Here is a 25,589-nt window from a genome sequence, read left to right on the forward strand (position 1 = left end):
CCGGCTGCGCAGATCCATTCGATGCGCCTATTTGACGGCGCCAAAGGTCAGTCCGCGAACCATCTGACGCTGAGCAAACCAGCCCAGCACCACGATGGGCGCAATGGTCAGTACCGAGGCGGCCGACAGTCGCGCCCAGAAAAGCCCTTCGCCACTCTTGAACGATGCCGTGTACACGGCCAGGGTCGCCGCGTGGTAGTCGGTCATGGTCAGGCTCCAGAACGACTCGTTCCAGGCCAGAATCAGGGCCAGAAGCCCGGTCGATGCCAGACCCGGCAGTGCCAGCGGCAAAATGACACGAAACATGGTCTGAGCCGTGCTGGCCCCGTCGATGCTGGCAGCTTCGACAATATCTACCGGAATGTCGCGGAAATAGGAGTACACCATCCATACCATGATGGGCAGGTTCATGGAGGTGAACAGCATCGTCAGGCCCAGACGCGTGTCCAGAAGCCCAAGGGAGCGATAGACCAGAAAGACCGGAATCAACACTCCCACGGCCGGGATGAACTTGGTCGACACCATCCAGACCAGCGTAAAGTCCGTGCGTTTTGAGGGATAAAACGCCATCGCATAGGCCGCCGGTATCGCCAGCGCCAGCCCCACCAGCGTTGACCCCACCGCCGTGATGACCGAGTTGAGGGCGTAGTGCCAGTATCCGCTGCCCTGGGCCAGCGCGCTTTTGAAGCTCTCAAGCGTTGGCGAGAAAATGAAGGTCGGCGTCATGCTGAACGCTGTCTGCTCGGTCTTGAGCGCCGTCAGCACCACCCAGAGGATCGGGAAGAACATGGTGATGCCGATCAGCCAGGCCAGCAGCGTCAGTAATGTGCCGCCGGTGGACTTTTTGCGACCGGGCGTTTGATCAATGGTAGATGACGTCATCGCTGGCTCCCTGCGTTGAGGTTACCGGCCACAAACCGGATCAGGAATATGGCGCAGATGTTGGCAAGCACGACAGCACCGATGGCCGCCGCCGAAGAGAGCCCGATGTCATACTGGAAAAACGCGCCCAGATAGATGTAGTACGGCAGATTGGTGGTCGCCGTGCCCGGGCCGCCGCTGGTGGTGGCGTAGATCTCGGCAAAGGAGGTCAAAAAGAAGATGCTCTCGAGCATGATGACGACATACAGCACCTGCCCCAGATGCGGCAGTACGATATGTCGAAACTCCTGCCAGCGATTGGCGCCATCCAGACGTACTGCCTCGAGCTGATCCTCGGGCAGCGACTGTAGACCGGTGAGCAGAATCAACAGCGCAAAGGGCGTCCACTCCCAGCTGATCATCATGACCACCGACAACAGCGGATAGCTGGAAAGCCACTGGATGGGCTCAAACCCCATCGAGCGCATGACCCATGAAAACAGCCCGTAAACCGGGTCCAGCAGCATGTACTTCCAGATCAGACCGGTCACCACCGGCATGACAAAAAACGGTGAAATGGCCAGCGTTCTGGCAATGCCTCGCCCTACAAAGGTGCGATTGAACAAAAGTGCCAGCGCCAGTCCCGCCACAACCGTCACCAGAAGGCAGGTCGCGACCAGCAGCAGCGTATTGAGCAGGGCATCCCAGAAAACAGGGTCGGTAAAGAGCAGTTCATAACTCAAAAACCCGGCGAAACCGCGCATGTCCGGCATCATCAGGTTGTAGTCCTGCAGCGAGTAATACAGCGTCATCGCCAGAGGGACAATCATCCAGACCAGCAGAAACAGCACCGACGGCGCCATCAGGCGCTTGGTCGGCGCACGCTGTCTGGAAGATGGATTGGATGAAGGATCGCTCATGTCACAGGCCTCGCATGGCGGAAGTCATCAACGGAGGAAACCACGCGGGGGATGCCCGCGTGGTCGCGCGGGTCACCGAATGCCGGTGACCGTATCTGTGGACTACTTCGCCACATCGGCGCGGCGCATCAGCCGCTCGGTAAAGGCCTGCGCCTGATCAAGCCCCTCATCCACGCTGGTCTGACCGCTCAGGATACCGGCCATGATCTGCCCCACTCGCGTGCCGATGGCTTGGAACTGCGGAATGCTGATGAACTGAATGCCGGTATAGGGCACGGGCTCAGCGGTTGGATGCTCCGGATCAGCACTCTGGATGGCCTTTTCGACCAGATCGGCGAAGGGTGCGACCTTCTGGTACCCCTGACTCTCATAGGTCGATTGACGCGTCCCCGGTGGAACCGACAGCCAGCCATACTGGTCAGCCACACTCTGGATGTAATCCGCCGAGGTTGCCCAGTCAACAAAGGTCTGTGCCGCTTCGGGATGATCTGCCGACTCAGGGACTGCCAGCGCCCACGCATACAGCCAGCTGGAGCCGGCCTCGGTTTTCTCGTGCGGCGCGCGAGCAAAGCCTACATGCTCATGCACCTTCGAGTTATCAGGATTGGAGAGATAGCCGGCTGCAACGGTAGAATCCACCCACATGCCGCACTGGCCGTTGGCAAAGAGCGTCTCGCTCTCGGTAAAGCCGTTGGAGGTCGATCCCGGCGGGCCGTACTGCGTCAGAAGGGTCTTGTAGGCGTTGGCGGCCTCATGCCAGGCCTCTGAGGTCAGCTGAGGCTCCCACTGCTCGTTGAACCAGCGTCCTCCAAAACTGTTGACCATGGTACTGAATAGCGCCATGTTCTCGCCCCAGCCGGGCAGACCACGCAGACAGATGCCATAAACCCCGTTTTTGGGATCATGTACCTTTTGTGCAAAATCCTTGATCTGGCTCCAGGTCGGCTGGTCGGGCATCTCGATGCCGGCCTTTTCGAACAGGTCCTTGCGATAATAGGTCATGGAAGATTCGGCATAAAACGGTAGTGCGTAGGGCTTGTCTTCATAGGAAAGACCCTGACGCACGCTGGGGATCAGGTCGTCGACCCGATAGCTGTCCGGCAGATGATCCATCGCCTTGAGCCAACCGTTTTTGGCCCAGATGGGCGTTTCATAGTTGCTGACCGTAATGACATCGTATTGACCGCCACCGCTTGAGATATCGGTCGTAATCTTTTGACGCAGTTCGTTCTCGGCCAGCGTCACATAGTTGACCTTGATATCCGGATGCGCCTCGGTAAAGGCCTTGGTCATCTTCTGCATGGTGACCATATCCGGATTATTGACAGTGGCCACCGTAATGGTGGTCTGTGCCTGCGCAAGGCCTGCGCACCCAAGTCCCGCCAGCAGCATGATCCATGGTGTTTTCATTGTAGAGATTACCCCGGGTGTTGGTGGGCCCCTGTTGCAAGAGGCACAGAGATGAGCAACATTTTTGTCATTTTTTAACATTCATTGTTATGTGCCTATCGTTCAACAGGACCAGCGTTAAGGCAACCTCGCGATAAAACAAAAAACATCTAAATATCATTAACTTATATTTTGTTAGACCAATTGACGTTCTAATGTAGAAAAGCAACAGACTTTTATACCGACGAATGGTGTACTTCCCTTGAGCATTTTTAAGACGCCGAAGATGACAGAAAATGATAGATATTGATGAACGGCATCATGACGCTACCGATGCTGTTCTTGTCGCCATTACAAATCAGGACACCTCATGGAACCGCCATCATCTTCCACAAGGGTTCGTCTAAAGGATGTTGCCCGGGCTGCCGGGGTCAGCACGATCACGGTATCCCGCGCGTTCAGCGCCCCCGAACAGCTGCACCCCCAGACCCGTCAGCGGGTACTCGACGTGGCACAGGCGATGGGGTACGTGGCAAGGCAGCGTTTGGCGAGCGAGGAAGACAGGCGCCCGGTCATTGGCGTCATCAACCCTCAACTGGACAACCCCTTTTTTCATGAACTGGCCTGCGCCTTCAGCCAGCAGGGAGAAGCGCGCCGCATGGATGTGCTGATCATGGATTCCCATGACTCAGCCGCTCAGGAAGAAGCCGCCGTGGACCGTCTGATTGCCTGCGGCGTGGACGGCATCATCCTGACCGTCATCTCTGCTGACAGACGCTATCGCCCCCCCTATTTCGAGCGGCTGGAAAAGGCAGGCATTGCCGTCATTCTGGTGGATAGGGAAGTCGCGGCCCCCCATTATGGCGGCGTCTATATCGACAATCTGGATTGCGGCTATCAGGCAGGAATGTGGATGAGAGAACAGCCGGTCGAGCGACTGCTGATTCTCTCCGGGCCACCGGACTCGCTGGTCACCATCGGGCGGGTATCAGGAATACGTGAAGCCATGGCAGGCAGTCACATCACGCTGGAGGTGCACTACGGGGATTTTTCGATGACGCCTGCCGAGCAGTTTCTGGATAACAGACTCGATCAACCCCCGCTGCCTGATGCCCTGATCGGCATCAATAACCAGATCACTCTGGGCATTCTGGCCGCCTATCGACGCGCCGGACTCGCCCTGCCCGGGAAGCCCGGCGGCCCCCGTCTGTTCTGCATCGACGGCATCGCCTGCGCCGAACTGCTCGGTATGGACCTCCCCTCCATTCGCCATGATCTAAAGACCATGGCCACGCAGGCCATGGACCTTATCGAGGACGCCCTGCGCGCCGGCAGCCGACGCGGGTCTCGCCAGGTTGTACGGGGCCATCTTCATCTGCCGGGCGAAACAACCTGATGACAGTGTCAGGGGCGCGACGCCCCACCGTCCGGCGGGGCGCCATCCGGCGCGCCGCCGGCATCTGTCCCTTCGTCATGTGAGTCGGGAGGGGCAACCATAACCTCCCGGCGCGCCTCGCCCGGGCGTCCGCCTCGTAGATGTTCCAGCAGGCCATCGAGATTTTCCAGATGGACGCTAGTGCGTGGCACGGCCAGATCGAAGCCTTCTTCATCCATGCGCCGCTTGAGACGCAAATTGAATTCACGCGCTACCTCCCACTGCATGACCGGGGCGGTACGAAAGCGTGCTCGTACGATGGCCGAGCCTTCGGTAAAGCTTTCCACCCCCTGCATCTCGAGCGCCGACCAGATCTTGAAGCGAAACAGCGGATCATTACGCATGCCGCCAGCGGTCTCCTCAATCATCTCGATGGCCCGATCGATGGTCATGCGCTGCGGCACGCGCACACGGAACATGGCGTAGCCGAACTCGCGCGAGTAGTTCTGCACCGCCTTGATCTGACTGAAAGGCACTGAATGCACAATGCCATCCAGATCGCGCAGCCGAATGGTACGCAGACTGAGCTTTTCAACCGTCCCCAGATTGCCACCCACATCGACAAAGTCATCGATGGCAAGTGTGTCTTCTACCAGAATGAAAATGCCGGTGATCAGATCCTGCACCAGCGTCTGAGCACCAAAGCCGACCGCCAGACCGATCACACCGGCACCGGCCAGCAGCGGTGTCACATTCACGCCCAGATTGGCCAGGGCCACGATCGTCCCGATCACCAGAATGGTGACAAACACCACATTGCGCATCAGGGGCGTGATCGTCTCGGCCCGGGCCCGTCGTGCGCGCCCGCGCTGGGAGCGCGAGGTGGAGGTCATGGCACGATGAATGGCCGTGTCGGTCAGAATCCAGATCAGCCAGCAGATCAGCACCGTCAGGCCGATACTGATCAGCGGCCGGGCAATACGCTCGCCCACGCCCCCGGTGCGTCCAAGATTGAGTATCGAAAAACCCCACGCCTGAGCGGCACACTCGGCAAAGATGATCCAGCAGGCCAGATGGCACAGCACATAACCAAATCGGGTCAGACGCCTGACATAGAGCGAGCGGCGCGGCCGCTGGCGCACCTGCTGACTGTTGCGCCGCAAAAGACCGGTCACGATCAGGGTTACGATCATGAGCCCGGCCGTGAGCAGCGCCCGAGCAAAGACCGAGCGCACGTCACCGCTGTAGGTCAGAATGGCCAGCAGCGAAGCGGCAACGATCAATAGCGCCGGAATGTGCCAGACCTTGCCCAGCACCTGAATCAGGTCACTGATGGCGCCACCCTCACGACGCTGGCTCAGCGGGCGGTTACGAATCAGATGACGAATCGGGCGGCGAAAGCGCACCACGAAAAAGCCGGTCAGAAGCACCGCGGCAATGTTGACGATCTCGGCGCTGAAGCCGGCCAGACTGCTGCCCAGCGCCTCGGTCAGCAGATTGGCATTCAGGGCATCGCCCAGTGCGGCCACGCTGCCGATGTAAAAAAGCGGCCATGCCGCCTGCTGGCGCAGCAGCCGCAGCGCCGTGCGCCGATGCCCCCAGGAAAACAGCGAAAAGACCACCTCACAGACCGAGGCAAAGACCATGCCGCAAAGCGCCGCCCATCCCAGCGTCGTGGCCAGTATCATGCCGGGTGAAGGCCCCATTCGAAAGGTCATCACCAGGGTGGCCGCAAAGGCCACGCCCATGGGCAGCAGTCGGCGCAGACAGTAACGTATCAGCGTGACGGCGGTCGGCTGCTCGGGCAGTCGCTGAATGACACCATAATGTTTGCCCACCACCCGGATCAGCGTGTAAAGCAGCAGCCCGATGACCAGCTGTACTGCCAGCGTCATCAGAAAGTCGCGAATCAATGACCAGCGGCTGTCACGATTGCCAAATCGTTCGGACAGATCGTCCAGCGCACTGTTGCCCCGGCGCTGCCAGCTCTCGATCAGACTGCGCCCTTCTCCGTTCTGACCGGTCACCTCCTCAAAGGTGGTGGCCAGCGCGCCGAGTAATCCGCGCCCGGACGCGCCTTCACCACTGTCGCCGTCGATACGCGCCTGACTGGCCTCGCGAAGCTCACGCAACCCCTTGAGCAGCGAGGCTCGCTGCTCGCTGTTTTCAAGCGTCGAAATCAGCTGATCCAGCGAATCACGCATCTGCTGGGGAGAGACCTGCTCACTGCCGCCGGCGCCCTCCTTGTTTCCCCCACCCAGCCCGGCAAGCTCGGCGGCCGAAGCATGTGCCTTCGGCGTCCCGGCCAGTACAATCATCGCCAGCATTATCATTGCGCCCAGTCGGCGCATGGCTGTCAGCGTCCAAAGCCCTGTTGTCGCCTGCATCCACTGATCTTCCTTTCCATCCAACCGGCAGGCAGAGTGACCTGGTCAAGCCAGGTCGACAAGTCATGACACTCCATTATGGGGAAAACGCCGCTCGCTCCATCAAATGGCGCCATTCTTCTCGATCATCACGGCTGAAAACCGTTCAAACGGGTCGAGCCGGACCGGAAAACGGTTGAAAAAATATTGACGCTGGCCCATCATACCCGGCCATTAAATTTGGCTGACCAACATCTTTCCGGAGCGCGCCATGAAAGCAGGCATCCATCCCCAGTACCGCACGGTGATCTTCCACGACACCAATGCCGATACACACTTCAAGATTCGTTCGACGGTAAGCACCAGCGAAACCATCGAGTTTGAAGGCGAGACCTATCCGCTGGTACGTCTGGATATTTCTTCCGCCTCGCATCCCTTCTATACCGGCCAGCAGCGTCAGGCCAGCTCCGAAGGTCGTGCAGCGCAGTTCCGTCGTCGCTTCGGCAACTTCGGCACGCGCAACAACGCGCAGTAAGACTCCGGGCGCTCTTCGCCCGAGTCACCAGGCCTTGTTCGGGCCGATATTCCGAACACGCAGCGCTCCTGTATGCCCGAAAGGCTTTCTTTCGGGCGTCAGGGCTGCACTGCCCGCCCCACCGCAAGATATGCACGCCTCTCTGACATACCCCCTGACATAAAACTGAATCACGCGATTGGGCATGAACCTGCCACAAGCGCTATTGTCTTATTATCAGCCATTTTGATTCAGCCACTACCCGTGAGGAGTGTTTACATGGCAGATCAGAGTTATAACGCCGCCTGGCGCATGGCCGAAGAGATGAAGGCACGCGCCCGGGCCGCACAGCCCTCTCGTCAGCCCGGCGCACTGAAAATGCTGGGCGCATGGATGGTGTTTGGTCTTCTTCTGATGCTCGGCAGCGTGCTGGCCCTGTTTTTCGTTCTGCTGGGATGGGCCATGATGCCGCTGGTACGCCACCGCATGAAAAAGCATGCCAATCAGCAGGGGCGCACATGGCAGGGTCAGACAGCACCGAACGGAAACCACGCCACGCTTGAAGGTGAATACGAAATTCGCCGCGATCCTCACGCACAGCATCACTGACGCAAATGTTTTGATTCGTTACTGAAAAAGTCGGCCCTGCCGGCTTTTTTTGTGACCGACCACATGATTTTCCCCTGTTGAATTATCGATAGCACGCCCCGACGTCACACATAATAAGCCTGCTAATGATATGCTGGTAGCAGCGCTATTTCGCAACGAACAGAGGCCATCATGTCCCTACTTGCCAATACTCGCCTGTCCGTACTGGATCTGGCACCCGTGCGTCAGGGCGGCACCATCCGTGAGACGTTCGACAACACGGTGTCTCTGGCGCGTCACGCCGAGGCGCTGGGCTATCACCGTTTCTGGCTGGCCGAGCACCACAACGCCGCCGGCATCGCCAGCGCGGCCACTTCGGTGCTGATCGGCCATGTGGCCGGCGCCACTTCGACCATCCGGGTCGGGTCCGGTGGCGTCATGCTGCCCAACCACCCTCCCCTGGTGGTCGCCGAGCAGTTCGGCACGCTGGCAACACTCTATCCCGATCGCATCGATCTGGGGCTGGGGCGCGCCCCGGGCACCGATGGCGCCACCATCGCCGCACTGGGCCGCAATCCTCAAAGCGGGGTGCATGACTTTCCCCAGCAGGTGGCAGAACTCGCTCGCTATCTGGGCGATGAGCAGCCAGGACAGCGCGTCAGTGCCTGGCCGGGACAGGGCACCCATGTACCGCTCTGGTTGCTGGGTTCCAGCGGCTACAGCGCGCAGCTCGCGGCGCACCTGGGCCTGCCATTCGCCTTTGCCGGCCAGTTTGCTCCGGGCTACATGATGGAAGCACTACGACTGTATCGCAGTCAGTTCCAGCCCTCGGAAGTACTCGACGAGCCCTACGCAATGGCCGGCATTCCGCTGATCGCGGCCGACACCGATGAAGAGGCGCAGTATCAGGCCACGACACAGCAGCAGAAATTTTTATCGCTCATTCGCGGACGTCGTATCCAGCTGGCACCCCCGGTGCGGGAAATGGACTGGAGCCCGCATGAGCAGGCGGCCATCTCCAACAATCTGGGCGCTTCAATCGTGGGTGGACCGGACACCGTTCGTCGTGAACTTGAGGCCTTTATCGAGCGTACGGGGGTCAATGAAGTGATGGTCAACTCGGATTTCTTCGATCATGCCGACCGGCTGCGCAGCTACGAAATCCTCGCCGACATCCGGTCGGGACGCCGTTAAGCGTCCCGACCGGTGACTCGACAGGCGTCAGGCAGGGCTGCCTGACGCCCCTGCCCCTTCCCTGGCGGCCAGCGCCCGGTTGGTGACAAACACGATCACGGCGATCGCCGCGCCACCGATGTCGGTCCAGACGCCCGGGAAGATCAGCATCAAGGCCCCCACGAGCGACAGTATCCGCACGACCATGTTGACCTTCGTCCACAGATAGCCCTCTGCTGCCACCGCCAGCAGGGTAACGCCCGCCACGCTGGTCACCAGCACCACCGAGATATTGGCCACCGTGGAATCAATCATCAGCATTTCGTGGGCGAAAACGAACATGAAGGGCACCACAAATCCCGCAATGGCGAGTTTCATGGCCTGAAAGCCGGTGGCATTGGGTGAGCCACCGCTGATACCGGCACCGGCATAGGCAGCCAGTGCTACCGGCGGCGTCAGGTTGGCAAAGATGCCGAAGTAGAACACAAACATGTGCGCCACGAACACGGCCGTGTCGTTGCTGCCCGAAAGCTCGCGAAACAGCGGCAGGTTCAAAAGAATCGGCGCTGCCATGGTGCTGGTAATGATGTAGGTCGGGATACTGGGCAGCCCCATGCCCAGCACGATGGACGCCAGCATGGTCAGAAGCAGCGTGACCATCAGCTGAATCATCGGACTGGGAATCTGCGAGCCAAGCGCCACAACAGCATCGGCCGCCTCCAGCGCGATGCCGGTAAGCGTGGCAACGCCCACGATAATGCCCACGGCTCCACAGGCAACGGCGACCGGAATGGCGTTGCGAATGCCGCCTTCCATAGCATCGACGCAATCACGCGCAGTCATGGTCTCGGCAACGATGCCCTTGCTGGCCCGCAGCGCATTGACCACCACCGGTACCACAATCACTGCCAGCAGCCACAGTCGATCAATGCCGACATCCGGAATGCCGCGACCCACGATCACCCCTTCCAGCTGCGGCTGAAAGATCAGCGCCAGCAGAATCAGGGATAACCCGATGACCACGCGACGCGTACCGCAGATCAACACCGTGGCGCCGATCGACCAGAAGGCAGCAAAAAACGGCGCACGCCCATCGGCCAGCAGCCAGATCAACACCGCCATGGGAATCAGAAGGTGGCCGCGCTCGATCATGACCGCCCTTACCGGCGAGAGCTGATCCCGCGGAATGCCCTTGAGACCGTTGCGCAACGCGCGCAGGTGAACCTGGATCAGAACGCCGAGATAAAAGAGCAGTGCCGGGATAATGCCGGCCAGCATGACCTGGGTATAAGGCACCGACAGCACTTCGGCCATGATGAAGGCGGCCGCCCCCATGATGGGGGGCAGAATCTGGCCACCGACGCTGGCCGCGGCTTCCACGGCACCGGCAAAGTTTGGCTTGTAGCCGGTCTTTTTCATCAACGGAATGGTGAAGGCACCGGTCGTGACCACGTTGGCAATCGCCGAGCCGTTGATTGAGCCCAGAAAACCACTGGCGATCACCGCCACCTTGGCCGGCCCGCCACGGGAGTGACCCGCTACCGCCAGCGCCAGGTCATTGAACAACTGACCCAACCCCGACTTGCCCAGAAAGGCGCCAAACAGGATGAACAAAATGATATAGCTGGCCGACACGGCAATGGCCGAGCCCAGCAGACCTTCGGTGATGTAGACCAGATGCGACATCAGCTGACGGCCGATGGCCATCAGGATGTTTGGATTCAGTTCGGGGTAGAACGACAGCCGAGCGTAGATGCCATAGGCCAGAAAGGCCGTGGCCAGCAGTGTCAGGCCCCAGCCGGTCACACGACGGGTGGCATCCAGCACCAGCAGAATGGCCACGATACCAACCACCATATCCAGATCCGTGATACGCCCGGCGGCCAGAATGATTCGCTGGGTGGAAAGGATCATGTAAACGCCGATACCAAGCGCCAATACTGCCAGAATCACGTCACGAATCGGCACCCGATCGCGCGCGCCCTTGCGGGTGAAGGGATAGAGCACAAAGGCCAGCGCCAGCAGCGTGTAGAGGTGAATGCTGCGCTGCTGAATATCGATCAGCGGCCCGGCCGTTGAGGTATAGAGGTGGAAAAGCGCCAGCAGCACGCCGAGAACGGTGACCACACGGGCAAAGAAGGTCGGCAGGCTGTGGCGAATGGCACTCTCGCGGTCATATTTCTCCAGCAGGGCCGGGTCCAGCGCTGCGGTATCCTGACTACCTGCCAGGCCTCCGGGCAGCTCGGCACCATCATGCTTGTCGTCCGGGATATCACGGCTATCCACCCGTGTGTTCATGTTGTTCTCTCCGTACCGTCCCAGGGATTCTGGTGCCCACGGGTCATTCGGTGCCACCAGGGGCGCCACAGGGCTGCCATGACCATGATTGGTGGCAGACGTTGTTGTTGAAAATGCAGGATCGGGGCCGGTCCGAGTGCGGCGAGGTCGAACCAGTGTCCGCCATATCCAAGGCGATAATGCTCGCGCTCGGCGGCCTGTACCAGCAAGGGATCTACAGATCGGTGAAGACCGTCCAGAACGACCCAGCCGTGCTCGAGACGGCTGGGCCGACCGGAATCCGGAACGCCAGCACCAAAGGTCTTGAAGCGACTGCGCACCACATTGATGCCGCCCGGGGTCAACTCGAAGGTTTCAACCCAGTCTTCACGCTCGACTGAATGCTGCCAGCGCAGCGAAAACCGTGTCCCATCATCGCCGGAGAACGCGTAGCGCCGTTCATCAGCACTACCGACATGGCGTTCGCTGACCACCAGCCATGGCCGGGGCCAGCAAAACACCAGCAGCAACACCAGTGCATACAGCACCAGCCAGCCGCGACGATGGGACACGCGCTGACTCAGCCAGCGTCGTTGCTGTTTGCGTTGTTATCGGCGGCGTCGCTGCCACTGGTGTCAGACTCGGCACCACCCCCAGCGCTCTCCTGCCGGCTGTCGTAATAACGCTTAGCTCCGGGATGTACCGGCACGATCAGACCCTGGTCCAAGGTGTCGGAGCCGACTTCCTTCAGGGCCCCCACCGCAACCTGACCGGAATTGAGATACTCATCAAAGCGGCGGGCCAGATCCTCGGCCACATCGTCGCGCATGCTGGCCGGTGCAATCAGAAGGTTGCGAATGGACACGGTGTTGACCGGCTCGGAGAGGTCGTAGCGTTCGGCAGCACCGGCAGGAATGGTGTAGCTCTGGTAGTAGGGATAGTCATCCATCAGTTTTTTGGCGGTATCGCCATCGATGTTGACGAACTTGATGTCCCGGCTCTGCATCAGGCCGGTAATGTTGCTGTTGGGCACGCCCGAAGTGAAAAACGCAGCGTCAAGGTTGCCGTTGCTCATTTCGGTCACGCTGTCGGCATAGCCGGTGTGGCTGACACGCGCCAGATCATCATAATCAAGGCCGGCCGCAGACAGGGCAATCTTGGCACTGGCTTCCACGCCCGAACCGACCTGACCGACACCGATGCGCTTGCCGGCCATGTCCGCGATGCTGTTGATACCGCTGTTATCAAGCGCCACGACCTGAACCACGTTGGGATACAGCCCGGCGATCGCCGTGATATCGGCCGGGTTGTTCTCGAACTGGTTCTTGCCATTGACGGCGTCATAGGCCACATCGCTCATGACGATGGCCAGTTGATTCAGACCGTCCTGAATGTTTTGAATGTTTTGTACCGACGCACCTGTCGAGACGACCTGAACGTTACTGATCACCGGGCTGGCTTCAAGCACGGACTTCAATGCGCCCCCCAGCGCGTAATAGGCCCCGGAGGTCCCCCCGGTCCCAAAGACCAGCTGCACCGGCTCTGCCGCAGCCTCGCTGCTGCTACCTGCCTCGCTGCTGCCACCCTGAGTGTCGGCACTGTCCGGCTGAGCGCTTGCGCTGCTGTCGGCCTTCTGGCTATCGCTGTCATCGCCGCAGCCACCCAGCATCAGCAGTGCCAGTGAGGCCGCGATCAATCCGCCTTTGTAATTCATGGTGCCATCCCCTGATTCATTGGTATTCGCACGCCCTTGAGTCATCGGACGCTGTGATGCGAAATCAATGTATACAGGGGTAATGTCGCAACACAATGTACCCGACGCTCACAGAGCGTCAGGGATGGCATCCATTGGTCGTATTGAAAGTATTAGACATTCCTGCTCTCAGCATTTCAGACCGTCTGAAAGCGGCCAGCAAAACCAGCAATCAGACCGGCCAGCGCTTCTGGCATTTCCATCGGCAGCAGATGACCATGGTCGGGAATAACTTCAAGATGTGGCGCAGCAAACTGACCCAGCACCAGCGCCTTTTGTGTTTGCGGCGGCAGGGATGGGTCCCGATCCCCCACAACGATCAGCGTGGGATAGTCCAGCACCCCGACTTCTCCAGAAAAATCTTCCCGGCTGCCATGACGTGGCCAGGCCTGCCAGGCCGCAGGCGAGGCGCGCATGGCATCCTCGACGGCATCCCGATAGCGCGCAGGTGAAATGTTCCGGGCAATTGCGCCGTCAATAAAGGCCTCGGCCTGCTCACGGCTATGGTCAAAGGCCTGCTGAAACTCACGCTCCTCATCGCTGACCGGCTGAGGACCTGCCGGTGCCGGTGCCACCAGCACCATCGAGATGAGCCATTCGGGCCGCCGGGCGGCAAGCACCATCGCAACCTTGCCGGAAAAGGAGTGGCCGACCAGCACCACACGCTCAAGGCCCAGTGCATTGATGGTCTGTTCGACCTGATCTGACATGGCACGGGTATCGAATCCCTCGATATCGGCAGCGTCACCGAAGCCCGGCAAATCCAGTGCAATGCATCGATGCTCGGGCCCCAGATATTCAATGACCTCGAGCCACTCCCGATGTGAATTGCCGAAAAAATGCATCATGACCAGCGCGGTATCGCTCTGGCCTCGATCGATCAATGGCAGCATGTTCTCTCCCTGACGCCTGCGTTGAACAAACGCCTTGAGCATAGCTGTCGTTACTGCATGTGACAGCAGGGGATTGTCGAGGATGGCGCAGGCATGCCTATACTGATGACCATGTCCGACAAACTCCGGTAATGCCGGCCCCCTCGTACGATGACAAAGGATGCAGGCCCATGAATGCCAGCGGTTATATTGTCGCCAGTGACAGCGCCATCATCGGCATTGGAGAGACCATCCGAGAGGCTGCCACCCAGGCGCTTGAATGGAGTGATGATTATGGCAGCGTCGAAGCGCTGATCTCGGATATGGAAAGCGATCTTGAGAAGGCGCACGAAGAAGACGGCAAGCCCTACGTACGCCGTGCTACCGCCGCCCTCATTGATGCCGTGGAAAAGGGCGGCACGCCCGAGCAATGGACCATCATCGATAACATTGCCTGCACGGCTGAAGAAGCCATCGAGCACAACAGCTAGCGCTCATTTTCTGCCGCCAGCTCCCTGCCTCAGAGCATTCGCCGAATGCCCGGCAGTCCGCCCATCCACTTCTGAGCCCGGACCAGCAGGCTGCCGGGCTCCTTCGACAACCGACGCGCCCGATTGTCCTCATCCACCGTCAGCCACGACAGTTGTCCCTGGTCATCCAGCTCGACCCTGAAGCTGCTGTCCGGGCGAAGGGCGCGCTCGATCACATCGTCAAGCTCTGACACCAGCCCCTTGTGCTCAACCATCAATCCCATCTCGTTGTTCCACCAGGTCGAGCGTGGATCGATATTGAAGGAACCGACAAAGAGTCTCCTGTCGTCCATGACCATGGCCTTGCCATGCAGGCTGGAGGCCATGATGCCGAAATGATGCCTGCGACGACGGCGCGGCTTGTGGCCATGTCGCAGCTCATGCATGCGCGCCCCCTTCTCGAGAAAGCGGCGCCGCCAGGGCGCATAGCTGCCATTGACGATCGGCGTATCACTGGCCTGCAGGGAATTGGTCAGCACGGTCACCTTCACGCCTTTTTCCAGCAACGCCTCGATATCGATCACGTCACGCTCACTGGGAATGAAATAGGCCGAGACGATTTTGATATGTGATTGCGTGTCGGCCACCATCGCCCCGATGGCCGGCCCCATGATCAGATCACGGGAGGGGTAGCCCGGCTGGCACGGCTTGTCCGGATGATCCCAGTACAGCTCGCCGTGAGTCTGAACCAGCTCGCCCAGACCCTCTTCCAGCGCGCGCTGCTCGCCATGGTGGATGGACAAAAAGGCCGAATCCGCCAGCTCTTCACCGGATAACTGCTGCCGAAGCGTTTCACGCAGGTCCTGCCAGTCATGACCTGGCGCTTCCGGGACCAGGGACGTCAGCGTGCTCACACAATGACCATGCCAGTACTGGCTGAAGCATTCACGCATCTGCGCGGCCACCGGACCGTCAGCCACGAGCATATCCAGATCTGCAAAATTGTATTCACTGTTGGTGATGAAGTAGTCATCACCCAGATTGCGCCCGCCGGCAATCCCGACCACGCCATCCACCAGCCAAAGCTTGTTGTGCATCCGCCGGTGCGAGCGACGAAGGGTCAGCGCCATGGCCAGTCGATGGCTCCAGGTATAGCGTCGCCAGAAGGTCACCGGATTAAACAGGCGCACCTCGATATTGGGATGAGTCTGCATGGCACGCAGCATGTCCTGCACACCGATCGCGCTCATGTCATCCACCAGCATCCTGATCCTGACACCGCGCTCGGCCGCAACCAGTAGCTCGGCCATCAGCACCCGAGTGGTGATGCCGTCCTCAAGGAGATAGCTCAGGCTGTCGATGCTGTCCTGAGCGTAGCGTGCCAGATGAGCGCGCACCTCGAAGGCGTCAAGGCCATCGGGCAATAGCCGCATGCCGCTGGTGCTGTCTGACGCCTGCCCATGCTGTCTTGCCCAGCGTTTGAGGGCATCGTCATTGATATCATTGGTCATGAAAGGACTCATGGTCGCGACGCTTCAGCGACCGATTGCGGTAATAGCGACGCAGCAGAGCAGCGTACAGCGCTGCCACGAGCATGGCGACCAGGACGACCCCCTGGGACGGACGTTTCAGATGCTCAGGCAGCAGGGTCTCAAAGAGCACGATCAGAATAAAGCCGATGGCCTGGGCTGAAATGGCAATAATTCTTGGCGTATCGCGACGTCGAGAGCGTCTGGCGCGGGAATCAAACATGAAAATCACCGGCGGCAACATGGATCAGCAAGCATGACCGGACACGCCGGCCTGTCCAATTCTAACGCATGATGGAACAAACAAATGGTGCTTCCCGAGAGTATCCTGCTCTCTCCAATACCGCTGGCCGTGGTCTGCGCCACAGTGACCCTGCTGACGGCACACCTCATCAGCCCCCGGGCACGGGCCATCACAACGCGCTGGGCGCTGGGCGCGCTGGCCTTGTGGCCTATTGGCGCCGCGCTTTTCGGATGGCTTGCTGCTCCTGAAGATTTCAGGATGTCATGGTCTGCCCTGTACGGATACACCGATACGGCCTCTGCTGGCGGTCTGATCATTTTGCTGGCATGGACACTGTGGTACTGCCGCCGGCATTCCGGGTTACGCAGGCGACTGTGTCTTTTGGTCATGATGACCAGCGGGCTCTGGTGGGGACTGGAGCAGTGGCGAATGACGCTGACACCGTCCCTGCCCGCCTCCCTGCCCGCGCTGAGCTTCGAATCTCTCGAGGGCCGGTCGGTGACCCCGGCCGATGAAGCCTCGCAACGCTATCTCCTTTTGTGGCGCACCGACTGCAGTGTCTGTCGACAGTGGCTCCAGCGCCTGGCCGAGCGGCCCATCGGACGCTCACCGGAGCTGATACTGGTCAATCAGGGCGAATCTCTTTTGAGCGCGATCCGCTATCTGGATCAACATCCTGACCAGCGCCTTGAGCTTGAGGACACCTCGCTGCTGCTGGACCCACGCCAGCATCTGCTGGCGCTGACCGGACAGCGGCACCTGCCGGTCCTGCTTCAGGTAGCGCCGGACAATACCCTGAGGCGCGCGTCCAGTCTTTCCGCCCTTATGGCCGACACACCGAAAGGCCGGTAACACATGCTCACATCAGTGCCCCGCCGCCGCTCTGTTTTGGTTAAGATAGGCACCCTTTTCGGAGGTCACTGCCTCAAGGCCATGCTGCAGGGCAGGCCGTGGCGGTGACCCATGGCAGTTCATCCCCCGTCGATGACCGACTCACATCTGTACCCGCGCGCCCGAGAGGCGACATTTTCGAGGCATCATGAGCAATTTTATTCCCGGTCAACGCTTCATCAGTGACGGCGAAACCGAGCTGGGCCTTGGCACCATACTCAACTGCGACGCGCGCAGCGTGACCGTCCTGTTTGCCGCCAGCGATGAAACCCGAACCTACAGCGTGCGCGAAGCGCCCCTGACCCGCGTGGTCTTCGGTCGCGGCGACCGTATCGACACCGATGACGGTCAGGTACTGCTGGTCAGCGAACTGCGCGATGAAGGCGGCCGAATGATCTACATCGGTCAGGACAGCAATGGCGAGCGTGAGCTGCCGGAATCGCGCATCAGCGATCGCATGCAGTTTCATCAGGCCCGTGACCGCCTGCTGACCGGCCAGATCGATCGCAACGACGCCTTCAATCTGCGCTATCGCAGTCTTCAGCATCTGGCGCGCGTCGAGCGCCATCCCGGCTTCGGTCTGTCCGGCCCGCGTATCGACCTGATTCCGCATCAGCTGCATATCGCCGACGATATCGCCAGTCGCCGTCTGCCCCGCGTACTGCTGGCCGACGAGGTCGGCCTGGGCAAGACCATTGAGGCAGGTCTGGTGCTGCACCGCATGCTCCTGACCGGTCGCGTCGAGCGCGCCCTGATTCTGGTGCCGGACAGCCTGGCACATCAGTGGCTGGTCGAGTTGCTGCGCCGCTTCTCCATCGAAGTCACCCTGCTTGATGAGCAACAGAGCAAGGCCCGCGGCAGCGATGGCAATCCGTTTGAGTCGGCACAGCTGGTGCTGGCCAGCCAGCAGTGGCTGTTTGCCAACCCCGAGCGCCAGAGTCAGGCCCAGGCCTGCCGCTGGGACCTGCTGATCGTGGACGAAGCCCAGCATCTCGAATGGGATCCGGAAAACGGCGGCGATACCGGTTACCAGTGCGTTGAAGCGCTGGCCACCCAGCGCACCGGACTGCTGCTGCTGAGTGCCACGCCGGAGCAGATGGGCGACGTCAGCCACTTTGCCCGCCTGCGCCTGCTGGACCCGGAGCGCTATCACGACATTGAGGCTTTCAGGGCCGAACAGCGTGGCCACGCAACCCTTGCCGAGGCCCTCGAGGCGCTGGAACACCTGCCACAACAGCCAGAGAATCGCGATGTCCTGCACCCCATCATCGCAGACGACCCGCAGGCACTCGCTCTGCTTGAGCAGCTGGTGACAGCCGGAGAGGACGAACAGCCTTCGCATCGGGAGTCACTGCGGCGCGTGCTGCTTGACCGCTACGGCATCGGCCGGGTCATGTTTCGCAACAGCCGTCGCCATGTCAGCGGCTTCCCGGTACGTCACCTGCACGTCAGCGAGCTGGAAAACCCGGGCGCCTATCGTCGCATCGAGCAACGCCTCAGCCGCGACGAGGACTACCTGGACAGCCTTCTGATTGAAACCGGTCTGGATTATCCGGAAATCCTGCTCTATCCCGAGGCCACCTTCGAAGCACGCCGACAGAACACCGGGGACGATGAGCGCTGGTGGCGCCTTGATCCGCGCATGGCCTGGCTGCGTGAATGGCTTAAAAGCCATCCGGGTGAGAAGGCGCTTGTGATCTGTCATTACGGCGACACTGCCCGTGAGCTGGCCGCCGGTCTGCAGGTGCTGACCGGCCTGCATGTTCCGGTCTTCCACGAGAACATGACGCTGATCGAGCGCGACCGCGCGGCGGCCGCCTTTGCCGAGGCCGAGGATGGCAGTCCGTTGCTGATCTGCTCGGAAATCGGTTCCGAAGGACGCAACTTCCAGTTCTGCCACCATCTGATCCTGTTTGATCTGCCCCCCCATCCTGACCAGCTGGAACAGCGTATCGGGCGTCTGGATCGAATCGGGCAGCAGCATGACGTCGAGATTCATCTACCGGTCATGGCCGGCAGCCCGACCGCGGCACTGCTGCGCTGGTATCAGGAAGCGCTGGCCGCCTTTGAGGCACCCAGCGGTCTGGGCAGCGTGGTCAGCGATGCCCACGGCGATGCATTGTTCGATGCCCTGCTGGATCAGGAGGCACTCGACGAGGTCATCGACGCCTCGCGCACGCTGGCCATTCAGACCCGCCAGGAGCGTGAAGCCGGTCGTGATCGTCTGCTGGCCTGGAGCTCGTTCGACGCCGGTCACGCCGGAGAGATGATCGAGGCCGTACAGGCACTCGATGATGACGCAACGCTGGATCGCTATCTCGATCAGGCACTGGATGTCTTTGGCATCGACACCCGGGAAACCGATGAAGGACTTACCTATCTGCACCCCGGGTCTCACATGGTCGACGGCATGCCCGGCCTGATCCGTGGCGAGGAGGGCTTTACCGCCACCCGGTCACGTCAGCGCGCGCTGGCCCGTGACGATCTTCAGCGCCTGTCCTGGGAGCACCCGCTGGTACGTGAAATGCTCTCCCGGGCGACCAACGAGAGCATGGGCAATACGGCACTGGCCCTGCTGGCCCATCCGGCCATTCCAGGCGGTCGATTCATGCTGGAGGCGATCTTTCGAACGCGCACCAGCGCGCCGAAGGCGCTCCACGTCAATCGCTTTTTCCCGCCGGCTACCGTGCGCGTGCTGCTTGATGAATCAGGCCAGGTACTTTCGGACAAGGTCTCCTTTGGCGGGCTGGCCAAGAACCTTCGCCACGTCAAGAAAGGGGTCGCCAGAAATCTGGTACGGGAGCGCCAGCAGCAATTGCGCGAGCTGTTTGATCAGGCCGAGCGGCAGGCCGAAACCGAACTGCCGGCACTGATCGAAGAGGCTCGCACGCAGATGGCTATCCAGCTGGAAGGTGAAATCGAGCGACTGACGGCGCTGGCACAGCGCAATCCGGACGTGCGCGCCGAGGAGATCGATATGCTGCGAGATGAGCGCGCTGCGCTGGATGAGGCCATCACTGGCACCCGACTGCAGCTCGATGCCGTACGTGTGATCGTGACCGTCGACCCGCAGTAAATGGCCCAAGGGTCAGGCCCTGACGTCGCGCCGCTCAGGCGGCGCGACGCTCAATGGCCGCCAGCGCCTTTTCAAGCGTTGGGTATTCAAACCGGAATCCGGCGGATTCAAGTCTGGCCGGCACCATTCGGGCGCCCGTCAGCAGCAGCTGCGACATTTCCCCCAGCGCCAGCGATATCACGCCTGCCGGCATGACAAAGGGCGCCGGCCGATTCAGGCTGGCCGCCAGCGTGCGGGTAAACTCCGCATTGGTTACAGGCTCAGGCGCACCGGCATTCCAGGCACCCGCGATGTCGTCGCGCTCAAGCAAAAAGTCGATGATACGCACCAGGTCATGCCGATGAATCCAGGGCATGTACTGTCGCCCCTTGCCCAGTCGCCCGCCGAGCCCCAGTCGAAACATGGGACGCATGGGCTTGAGCATGCCACCGTCCCGGTCCAGCACCAGTCCGATACGAAGGCAGGCCACCGGCATTTGCTCCGTGGCCAGCTGCTGCGCGGCCTCCTCCCACTCCCGACAGAGTCTGTGGGCGAACTCCTCGTGCGGCGAGGTCTGCTCGGTCACTTCGCGACTGCCCTGATCACCGTAATATCCCATCGCCGAGCCCGAGATCAGACGCTTGGGCGGCGTTTCCAGACGCTGACACAACGCACCGACATCGCGCGTGGCCTTGAGCCGCGAGTCGATCAGCTTCTTTTTCTGCGACTCGCTCCAGCGCCGATTGAAGATGGGCTCACCGGCCAGATTGACGATCGCATCCACGGACTGGTCGGCAAAATCAACCGCCGATGATCGCGCCATCACGGGCACCCCGATGGTCGCCTGCGCCTTGTCCGGCTGGCGGGATACCACCATCAGCGTGTGTCCACGTTCATGCCAGTACCGACAAAGCGCCTGACCGACAAAACCGGTGGCGCCGGTGATCACTATATTCATGTCGCTCACTCCCCTGTCCAACGCATGGCAATCACGAACATTCGCCATGATCGCTGGTTATTGTGTGGAAAATTTTATCGAAGCGTTTTTAACGTCAACGCCGTTCTGGTACACATAACGTACAAGATTTATCCGGGGCGCGCCCGATACCTGCGGCGAGGCCATGGTCGTTTCCCTTCAGATGATTTGAGGCCTTCGTGGACTTCTTGCACAATATAGCCGTCATTGGCGCTGGCATGGCCGGGCTGTCTGCTGCTCGGGTGCTGCAGCAGGCGGGAAGAAATGTACAAATTTTTGACAAGGGTCGTCGCCCGGGCGGGCGAATGTCATCCCGGCGCAACGAGCATGGCCTGTTCGATCTGGGCGCCCAGTACTTCACCGTTCGAGACCCGGCGTTTGCACGACTCATCACGACCTTTGAGCAACAGGGCAGTGTCGCGCGCTGGCCAAGCATCATGGCGCGCCAGATCGACGGGCAATGGCAGGCACGACAACCCGAACATCCCAGATATTCAGGCATGCCCTCAATGGCGTCCCTGATCGAGGCACTGGCCGAGCCCTTGAAGCTTGAACAGCAGGTGCGCATCACCTCGATGACCCGCACCGCCTCGACATGGACGCTCGAGGATCAGAATGGGCAGCAATGGTCGGGATTTGATCATGTCATCATTGCCATACCGGCGCCGCAGGCAGCGTCGCTTCTGGAGGGGATCGACACAACGCTGCGCCCGCAGGCCGACATGTCGGCCTGCTGGAGCACATGGGTGCGATTCAGGGATGCCCTGGACATGCCCTCGGGTATTGATGCCTGGCATGGCGTCCAGCTGGAGGCGTCCACCGTGCTGCGCTGGGCGGCCCGCAATCAGACCCGTCCCGGGCAGCATGAAGGTGAACGCGTCACACTTCTGGCCAATGACGACTGGTCTGACGAACACCTGGAAGACGATCCCGCTCAGGTGGCCGACAAAATGATCGACGCCTTTCAGGACTGTTATCCCGCGCTGCTTCCGGCCATTGAGGCCTGCGGCGCACATCGCTGGCGATATGCCCAGCCGCGACAGCCGCAAGAGGACACCCCGGGCTATCTCATCGACGGGGCGGCGGCGCTGTCCCTTTGTGGCGACTGGTGCATCGATGGTCGCGTCGAGGCCGCCTGGCAATCAGGCAACCGGCTGGCGGAGGCTCTATGTCGTCAATGAACACGTTTGCCCATGAGCATGAATGGCCAACCCAACGCCTTGCTGATTCAGGAATGAGACCAACATGACCACTGCATTGATCGTACTGGCCCACGGCTCCACGGACAGCCGCTGGCAGGCACCGTTTGAAACGCTGGAGCAACGTCTCAAAACGCGCATGTCCACACCGGTACGACTGGCCTATATGGAGCTTTGTGACCCGTTGCTTGAAAATGTGGTCGCCGAACTGCATGCCGATGGATTCAATGACATTGATATCTTGCCGCTCTTTTTTGCCGCTGGCCGCCATCTGCGTGAAGACGTCCCGGGACAGCTTGATGCCCTGCGCCAATCGCATCCAGAACTCTCGTTGACCCTGCTCGACCCGGTAGGACAGCATCCGTCATTTGCGGATGTGGTTGTGTCGATCGTGGCAGAGAATCAGCGTGACAGCAGTTGTACAAATCAAGTTTGACGTACAACACCTGTGCAAATACTGCTACACTCGTGCCATACACGGATTCAATTTATTTGTTCGACCATGATGGCCAGGGCAATCATGCATGCAGGTCGAATAGCTCATTTTCGCAACGTGACGTGCCAATCGGCACCCACGTTCCTGTCAACAGGAACTGCGAAGGAGGCTCTCGCTTATTATGACTGAGAAAGTGGCAAATGTTGTCGGCGGCCCCCTCTATCCCATTAGAGAGGTCTCGCGTCTGACCGGCGTCAACTCGGTAACGCTGCGTGCATGGGAGCGCCGTTACGGGCTGATTCAACCAAGACGCACTCCAAAGGGCCATCGCCTTTATGCCCGCGAAGACATCGAGCGGGTTGAACGTATCCTTCAGTGGTTGAACCGAGGGGTTCCGGTCAGCCAGGTAGGTGAACTGCTCGATCAGGCCTCGGCCGAGGACCCGACGCAGGAAGAGCAGGAAGACAATCAGGTATCGACTACCAGCGAATCCGCGCCGGATCATGACTGGGAAGGACAGCGTCAGGAAGTCATCGACGCTGTGGCCGAGTTTGATACCAACCGTCTTGAGAACCTGTTTACCCGAAGCATGGGGCTTTATCCGGTCAACACGGCGATTGCACGTCTCTGGCAGCCTGTCGTCGAGCGCCTTGAAAAGTCGTGGGCCAATCACGCCACGCCCATGGCCGAGCGCTGCTTTCTGGAATCCTTTTTGAGAACCCGTCTGGGTCTACGGCTCTATCATGGCAATCATGAAAATACCGAGCCGCGCATCCTGATGAGTTATCTACCCGGGGGCTGCAGCGCGCTATGGCAATTGCTGTTTGCCTTCACGGCCAGCAGTGCCGGCTTTTACATCACACTGTTTGACGGATCCGTGCCTCTCAGCGAGCTGATCGAGGCTGCCCGACGGAAAAATGCCAGAACCATCGTTCTTTCCGGCGCCATGGAAGCTGATATCGAAGGGCTTCGCCAACAGCTTTCCGAGGCATCCTATCAGGGAATTTTGCCCATCCGCGTAGCAGGCTCCATTACGCGACAGCTGCGTGACACGGACGAGAACAACCTGAGCGCTCTGGCCAGCGATCCCGCCCAGGCCATCGCGCAGCTGAGGCTGGCCACGGCTCGTCATGGCTGATGCCGATTAACGTTATGGATCCACTGCAACCCGCCTTATGGCGGGTTGCTTGCGAAAGGAACCGGTAGATGGGTAGCAAGCGACAGCTGGTCTGGTTCAGGACCGATCTGAGATGTGAAGACAACACGGCCCTTCACCATGCTGCACAGCGAGGTCCGGTTATCGGTGTGATCTGCTGGACGCCTAAGCAGTGGCGAGAGCACGGCCATGGCGACAACAAGCTCGATTTCTGGCGACGCGGCATTCAGGCACTAGCCAATCAGCTTGGCCATCTCAATATTCCTCTCAGGATTATTGCCAGCGAAAATTTCGATGCACTGCCCGACCGGATTCTTGAGCTGGCAGAGACGCTTGAATGCGAAGCCTTACACTTCAACGATGAATATGGCCTCAATGAACGACACCGCGACCGACAGGTCAGTGAAGTCTTTCATCAACGCGGGCTGGGCGTGCACCGCTATACCGATCAGATTGCCTTTACCCCCGGCGAACTGCTAACCGGAGATGGTCGCTATTACAGCGTTTTTACGCCTTTTTATAAAAGCTGGCTCAAAAATATTGGCGCCGATCAGTTGCAGCAGTTCGATGCGCCCAAAGCGCAGACTGCCCTGAACGATGTGGTCAGCGATGACCTTCCCGAACTCGAGGCCAGCCATAAGGTTATCAGCCGTGAAGACTGGCCTGCCGGCGAAGATGCCGCGCAGGATCGCCTGGCCCGTTTTCTGCAAAAAAGAGCGCACCAGTACGACAGCGGACGCGACTTTCCTGCCATGAAGGCCACCAGCGGACTCTCGGCCTGGCTGGCGCTGGGCATGATCTCCTGGCGTCAGTGTATCAATGCCGCTGCAGCCAGAAATGGCGGACATCTTGGTGATGGAGACAGTAATCTGACAAGCTGGATCAGCGAGATCATCTGGCGCGAATTCTATCAGCATGTTCTGGTCGGCTTCCCCCGTGTCAATCGCCATGAGCCCTTTCAGGAACATACAAAAGCACTGGCCTGGCGGAACAGCGATGAAGACTTTGAGCGCTGGTGCAAAGGCAATACCGGTTATCCACTGGTCGATGCGGCCATGCGTCAGCTGACCACAACCGGATGGATGCACAACCGTCTGCGAATGGTCACCGCCATGTTTCTCAGCAAGCATCTGCTGATAGACTGGCGGCGCGGCGAAGCCTTTTTTTTGCAGCACTTGGTCGACGGAGAGCTGGGGGCCAATAATGGAGGATGGCAGTGGGCCGCCTCCACGGGGACAGATGCAGCGCCCTATTTCCGCATCTTCAACCCGACAACCCAGTCCAGACGTTTTGACCCGGAAGGCATGTTTATTGCAGAGTTTGTGCCCGAACTGGCAAACGTTGATGCTAAAAAGCGTCATGCGCCCGATGCGGTCACCTGTAAACAGACCGGTTATCCGGTGCCCATGGTGGATCATCGTGTCGCGCGTCAACGAGCGCTGGACGCCTTCAAGGCATTAAGTTAAACGTAACTGAAGAGCGATGCCGGGGCTACAGGCCCGTCCATTGGCGCTGGCGTGCATTTCGCCACCTCTATCAGTACAC

At 60.0% G+C, this 25,589-nt stretch carries 22 protein-coding genes; 11 read left to right on the forward strand and 11 right to left on the reverse strand.

Annotated features, from left to right (window positions below; all coding sequences use genetic code 11):
• Window positions 1-27: 27 nt before the first annotated feature.
• The 3 genes from B9G99_RS03325 to B9G99_RS03335 form a co-directional block, all read right to left on the reverse strand.
• Window positions 28-882, reverse strand: coding sequence for a carbohydrate ABC transporter permease (locus B9G99_RS03325; RefSeq protein WP_086620747.1), 855 nt, complete (start codon window positions 880-882; stop codon window positions 28-30).
• The gene (locus B9G99_RS03330) at window positions 879-1,781 is read right to left on the reverse strand and encodes a carbohydrate ABC transporter permease (RefSeq protein WP_086620748.1); all 903 of its coding nucleotides are present in this window, start codon (window positions 1,779-1,781) and stop codon (window positions 879-881) included. Before B9G99_RS03330 ends, B9G99_RS03325 begins: the two co-directional genes overlap by 4 nt.
• A 102-nt stretch (window positions 1,782-1,883) precedes the next feature.
• Window positions 1,884-3,191, reverse strand: a complete 1,308-nt coding sequence (locus B9G99_RS03335; protein ID WP_086620749.1) for an ABC transporter substrate-binding protein — start codon at window positions 3,189-3,191, stop codon at window positions 1,884-1,886.
• Window positions 3,192-3,540: 349 nt separating this feature from the next.
• On the opposite strand from B9G99_RS03335, the gene B9G99_RS03340 reads away from it, so the two are divergent.
• Window positions 3,541-4,566: a LacI family DNA-binding transcriptional regulator gene (locus tag B9G99_RS03340; protein ID WP_086620750.1), complete on the forward strand. Its 1,026-nt coding sequence runs from the start codon at window positions 3,541-3,543 to the stop codon at window positions 4,564-4,566.
• An 8-nt stretch (window positions 4,567-4,574) separates the two neighbouring features.
• Here B9G99_RS03340 and B9G99_RS03345 read toward each other — a convergent pair whose 3' ends face one another.
• On the reverse strand, window positions 4,575-6,932 hold the full coding sequence (locus B9G99_RS03345; protein ID WP_227875915.1) for a mechanosensitive ion channel family protein: 2,358 nt from the start codon (window positions 6,930-6,932) through the stop codon (window positions 4,575-4,577).
• A 250-nt stretch (window positions 6,933-7,182) separates the two neighbouring features.
• Here B9G99_RS03345 and B9G99_RS03350 point away from each other — a divergent pair, with 250 nt between their 5' ends.
• The 3 genes from B9G99_RS03350 (at window position 7,183) to B9G99_RS03360 (ending at window position 9,207) form a co-directional block, all read left to right on the forward strand.
• Entirely contained in the window at window positions 7,183-7,446 is a 264-nt protein-coding gene (locus B9G99_RS03350; RefSeq protein ID WP_086620751.1) for a type B 50S ribosomal protein L31, read from the forward strand.
• 258 nt (window positions 7,447-7,704) lie between these two features.
• A complete protein-coding gene (locus B9G99_RS03355) occupies window positions 7,705-8,034 on the forward strand; it encodes a hypothetical protein (protein ID WP_086620752.1) in 330 nt (109 codons plus the stop codon).
• 171 nt (window positions 8,035-8,205) lie between these two features.
• Window positions 8,206-9,207 carry an LLM class flavin-dependent oxidoreductase gene (locus tag B9G99_RS03360; protein ID WP_086620753.1) on the forward strand — a complete coding sequence of 334 codons (1,002 nt, stop codon included), beginning with the start codon at window positions 8,206-8,208 and terminating at the stop codon, window positions 9,205-9,207.
• 27 nt (window positions 9,208-9,234) lie between these two features.
• Here the strand turns inward: B9G99_RS03360 and B9G99_RS03365 are convergent, their stop codons facing one another.
• The 4 genes from B9G99_RS03365 to B9G99_RS03380 all read right to left on the reverse strand — a co-directional run bounded on the left by B9G99_RS03365 (window position 9,235) and on the right by B9G99_RS03380 (window position 14,109).
• Complete coding sequence (locus B9G99_RS03365; protein ID WP_086620754.1) at window positions 9,235-11,484, reverse strand: TRAP transporter permease; 2,250 nt, start codon at window positions 11,482-11,484, stop codon at window positions 9,235-9,237.
• A complete protein-coding gene (locus B9G99_RS03370; protein ID WP_227875916.1) occupies window positions 11,481-12,035 on the reverse strand; it encodes a DUF1850 domain-containing protein in 555 nt (184 codons plus the stop codon). The genes B9G99_RS03365 and B9G99_RS03370 overlap by 4 nt, the downstream gene beginning before the upstream one ends.
• 8 nt (window positions 12,036-12,043) lie before the next feature.
• Complete coding sequence (locus B9G99_RS03375; RefSeq protein WP_086620755.1) at window positions 12,044-13,177, reverse strand: TAXI family TRAP transporter solute-binding subunit; 1,134 nt, start codon at window positions 13,175-13,177, stop codon at window positions 12,044-12,046.
• 176 nt (window positions 13,178-13,353) lie between these two features.
• A complete protein-coding gene (locus B9G99_RS03380) occupies window positions 13,354-14,109 on the reverse strand; it encodes an alpha/beta fold hydrolase (RefSeq protein WP_086620756.1) in 756 nt (251 codons plus the stop codon).
• A gap of 170 nt (window positions 14,110-14,279) precedes the next feature.
• Between B9G99_RS03380 and B9G99_RS03385 the strand changes: the two genes are divergently transcribed.
• Window positions 14,280-14,579: a hypothetical protein gene (locus B9G99_RS03385; RefSeq protein WP_086620757.1), complete on the forward strand. Its 300-nt coding sequence runs from the start codon at window positions 14,280-14,282 to the stop codon at window positions 14,577-14,579.
• A 29-nt stretch (window positions 14,580-14,608) separates the two neighbouring features.
• Here the strand turns inward: B9G99_RS03385 and B9G99_RS03390 are convergent, their stop codons facing one another.
• Together B9G99_RS03390 and B9G99_RS03395 are read right to left on the reverse strand one after the other, a co-directional pair.
• On the reverse strand, window positions 14,609-16,069 hold the full coding sequence (locus tag B9G99_RS03390) for a phospholipase D-like domain-containing protein (RefSeq protein ID WP_158521433.1): 1,461 nt from the start codon (window positions 16,067-16,069) through the stop codon (window positions 14,609-14,611).
• Window positions 16,059-16,310, reverse strand: coding sequence for a hypothetical protein (locus B9G99_RS03395; protein WP_086623259.1), 252 nt, complete (start codon window positions 16,308-16,310; stop codon window positions 16,059-16,061). The genes B9G99_RS03390 and B9G99_RS03395 overlap by 11 nt, the downstream gene beginning before the upstream one ends.
• A gap of 84 nt (window positions 16,311-16,394) precedes the next feature.
• Here B9G99_RS03395 and B9G99_RS03400 point away from each other — a divergent pair, with 84 nt between their 5' ends.
• Window positions 16,395-17,183 (forward strand): hypothetical protein, encoded by a 789-nt coding sequence (locus B9G99_RS03400; protein ID WP_086620759.1) that lies wholly within the window; start codon window positions 16,395-16,397, stop codon window positions 17,181-17,183.
• Between the two features lie 187 nt (window positions 17,184-17,370).
• Window positions 17,371-20,298 (forward strand): RNA polymerase-associated protein RapA, encoded by a 2,928-nt coding sequence (gene rapA / locus B9G99_RS03405; protein ID WP_086620760.1) that lies wholly within the window; start codon window positions 17,371-17,373, stop codon window positions 20,296-20,298.
• A 34-nt stretch (window positions 20,299-20,332) separates the two neighbouring features.
• Here rapA and B9G99_RS03410 read toward each other — a convergent pair whose 3' ends face one another.
• The gene (locus B9G99_RS03410; protein ID WP_086620761.1) at window positions 20,333-21,235 is read right to left on the reverse strand and encodes a TIGR01777 family oxidoreductase; all 903 of its coding nucleotides are present in this window, start codon (window positions 21,233-21,235) and stop codon (window positions 20,333-20,335) included.
• A gap of 197 nt (window positions 21,236-21,432) precedes the next feature.
• Here B9G99_RS03410 and B9G99_RS03415 point away from each other — a divergent pair, with 197 nt between their 5' ends.
• The 4 genes from B9G99_RS03415 to phrB all read left to right on the forward strand — a co-directional run bounded on the left by B9G99_RS03415 (window position 21,433) and on the right by phrB (window position 25,510).
• Window positions 21,433-22,434: an NAD(P)/FAD-dependent oxidoreductase gene (locus tag B9G99_RS03415; RefSeq protein ID WP_227875917.1), complete on the forward strand. Its 1,002-nt coding sequence runs from the start codon at window positions 21,433-21,435 to the stop codon at window positions 22,432-22,434.
• Window positions 22,435-22,498: 64 nt separating this feature from the next.
• Window positions 22,499-22,888 carry a sirohydrochlorin chelatase gene (locus tag B9G99_RS03420; RefSeq protein WP_086620763.1) on the forward strand — a complete coding sequence of 130 codons (390 nt, stop codon included), beginning with the start codon at window positions 22,499-22,501 and terminating at the stop codon, window positions 22,886-22,888.
• A gap of 181 nt (window positions 22,889-23,069) precedes the next feature.
• Window positions 23,070-24,026 carry a MerR family transcriptional regulator gene (locus tag B9G99_RS03425; protein WP_086620764.1) on the forward strand — a complete coding sequence of 319 codons (957 nt, stop codon included), beginning with the start codon at window positions 23,070-23,072 and terminating at the stop codon, window positions 24,024-24,026.
• 68 nt (window positions 24,027-24,094) lie between these two features.
• A complete protein-coding gene (phrB, locus tag B9G99_RS03430; protein WP_086620765.1) occupies window positions 24,095-25,510 on the forward strand; it encodes a deoxyribodipyrimidine photo-lyase in 1,416 nt (471 codons plus the stop codon).
• Window positions 25,511-25,589: the final 79 nt, after the last annotated feature.

It is taken from the genome of Kushneria konosiri (assembly GCF_002155145.1).
Taxonomy (GTDB): domain Bacteria; phylum Pseudomonadota; class Gammaproteobacteria; order Pseudomonadales; family Halomonadaceae; genus Kushneria; species Kushneria konosiri.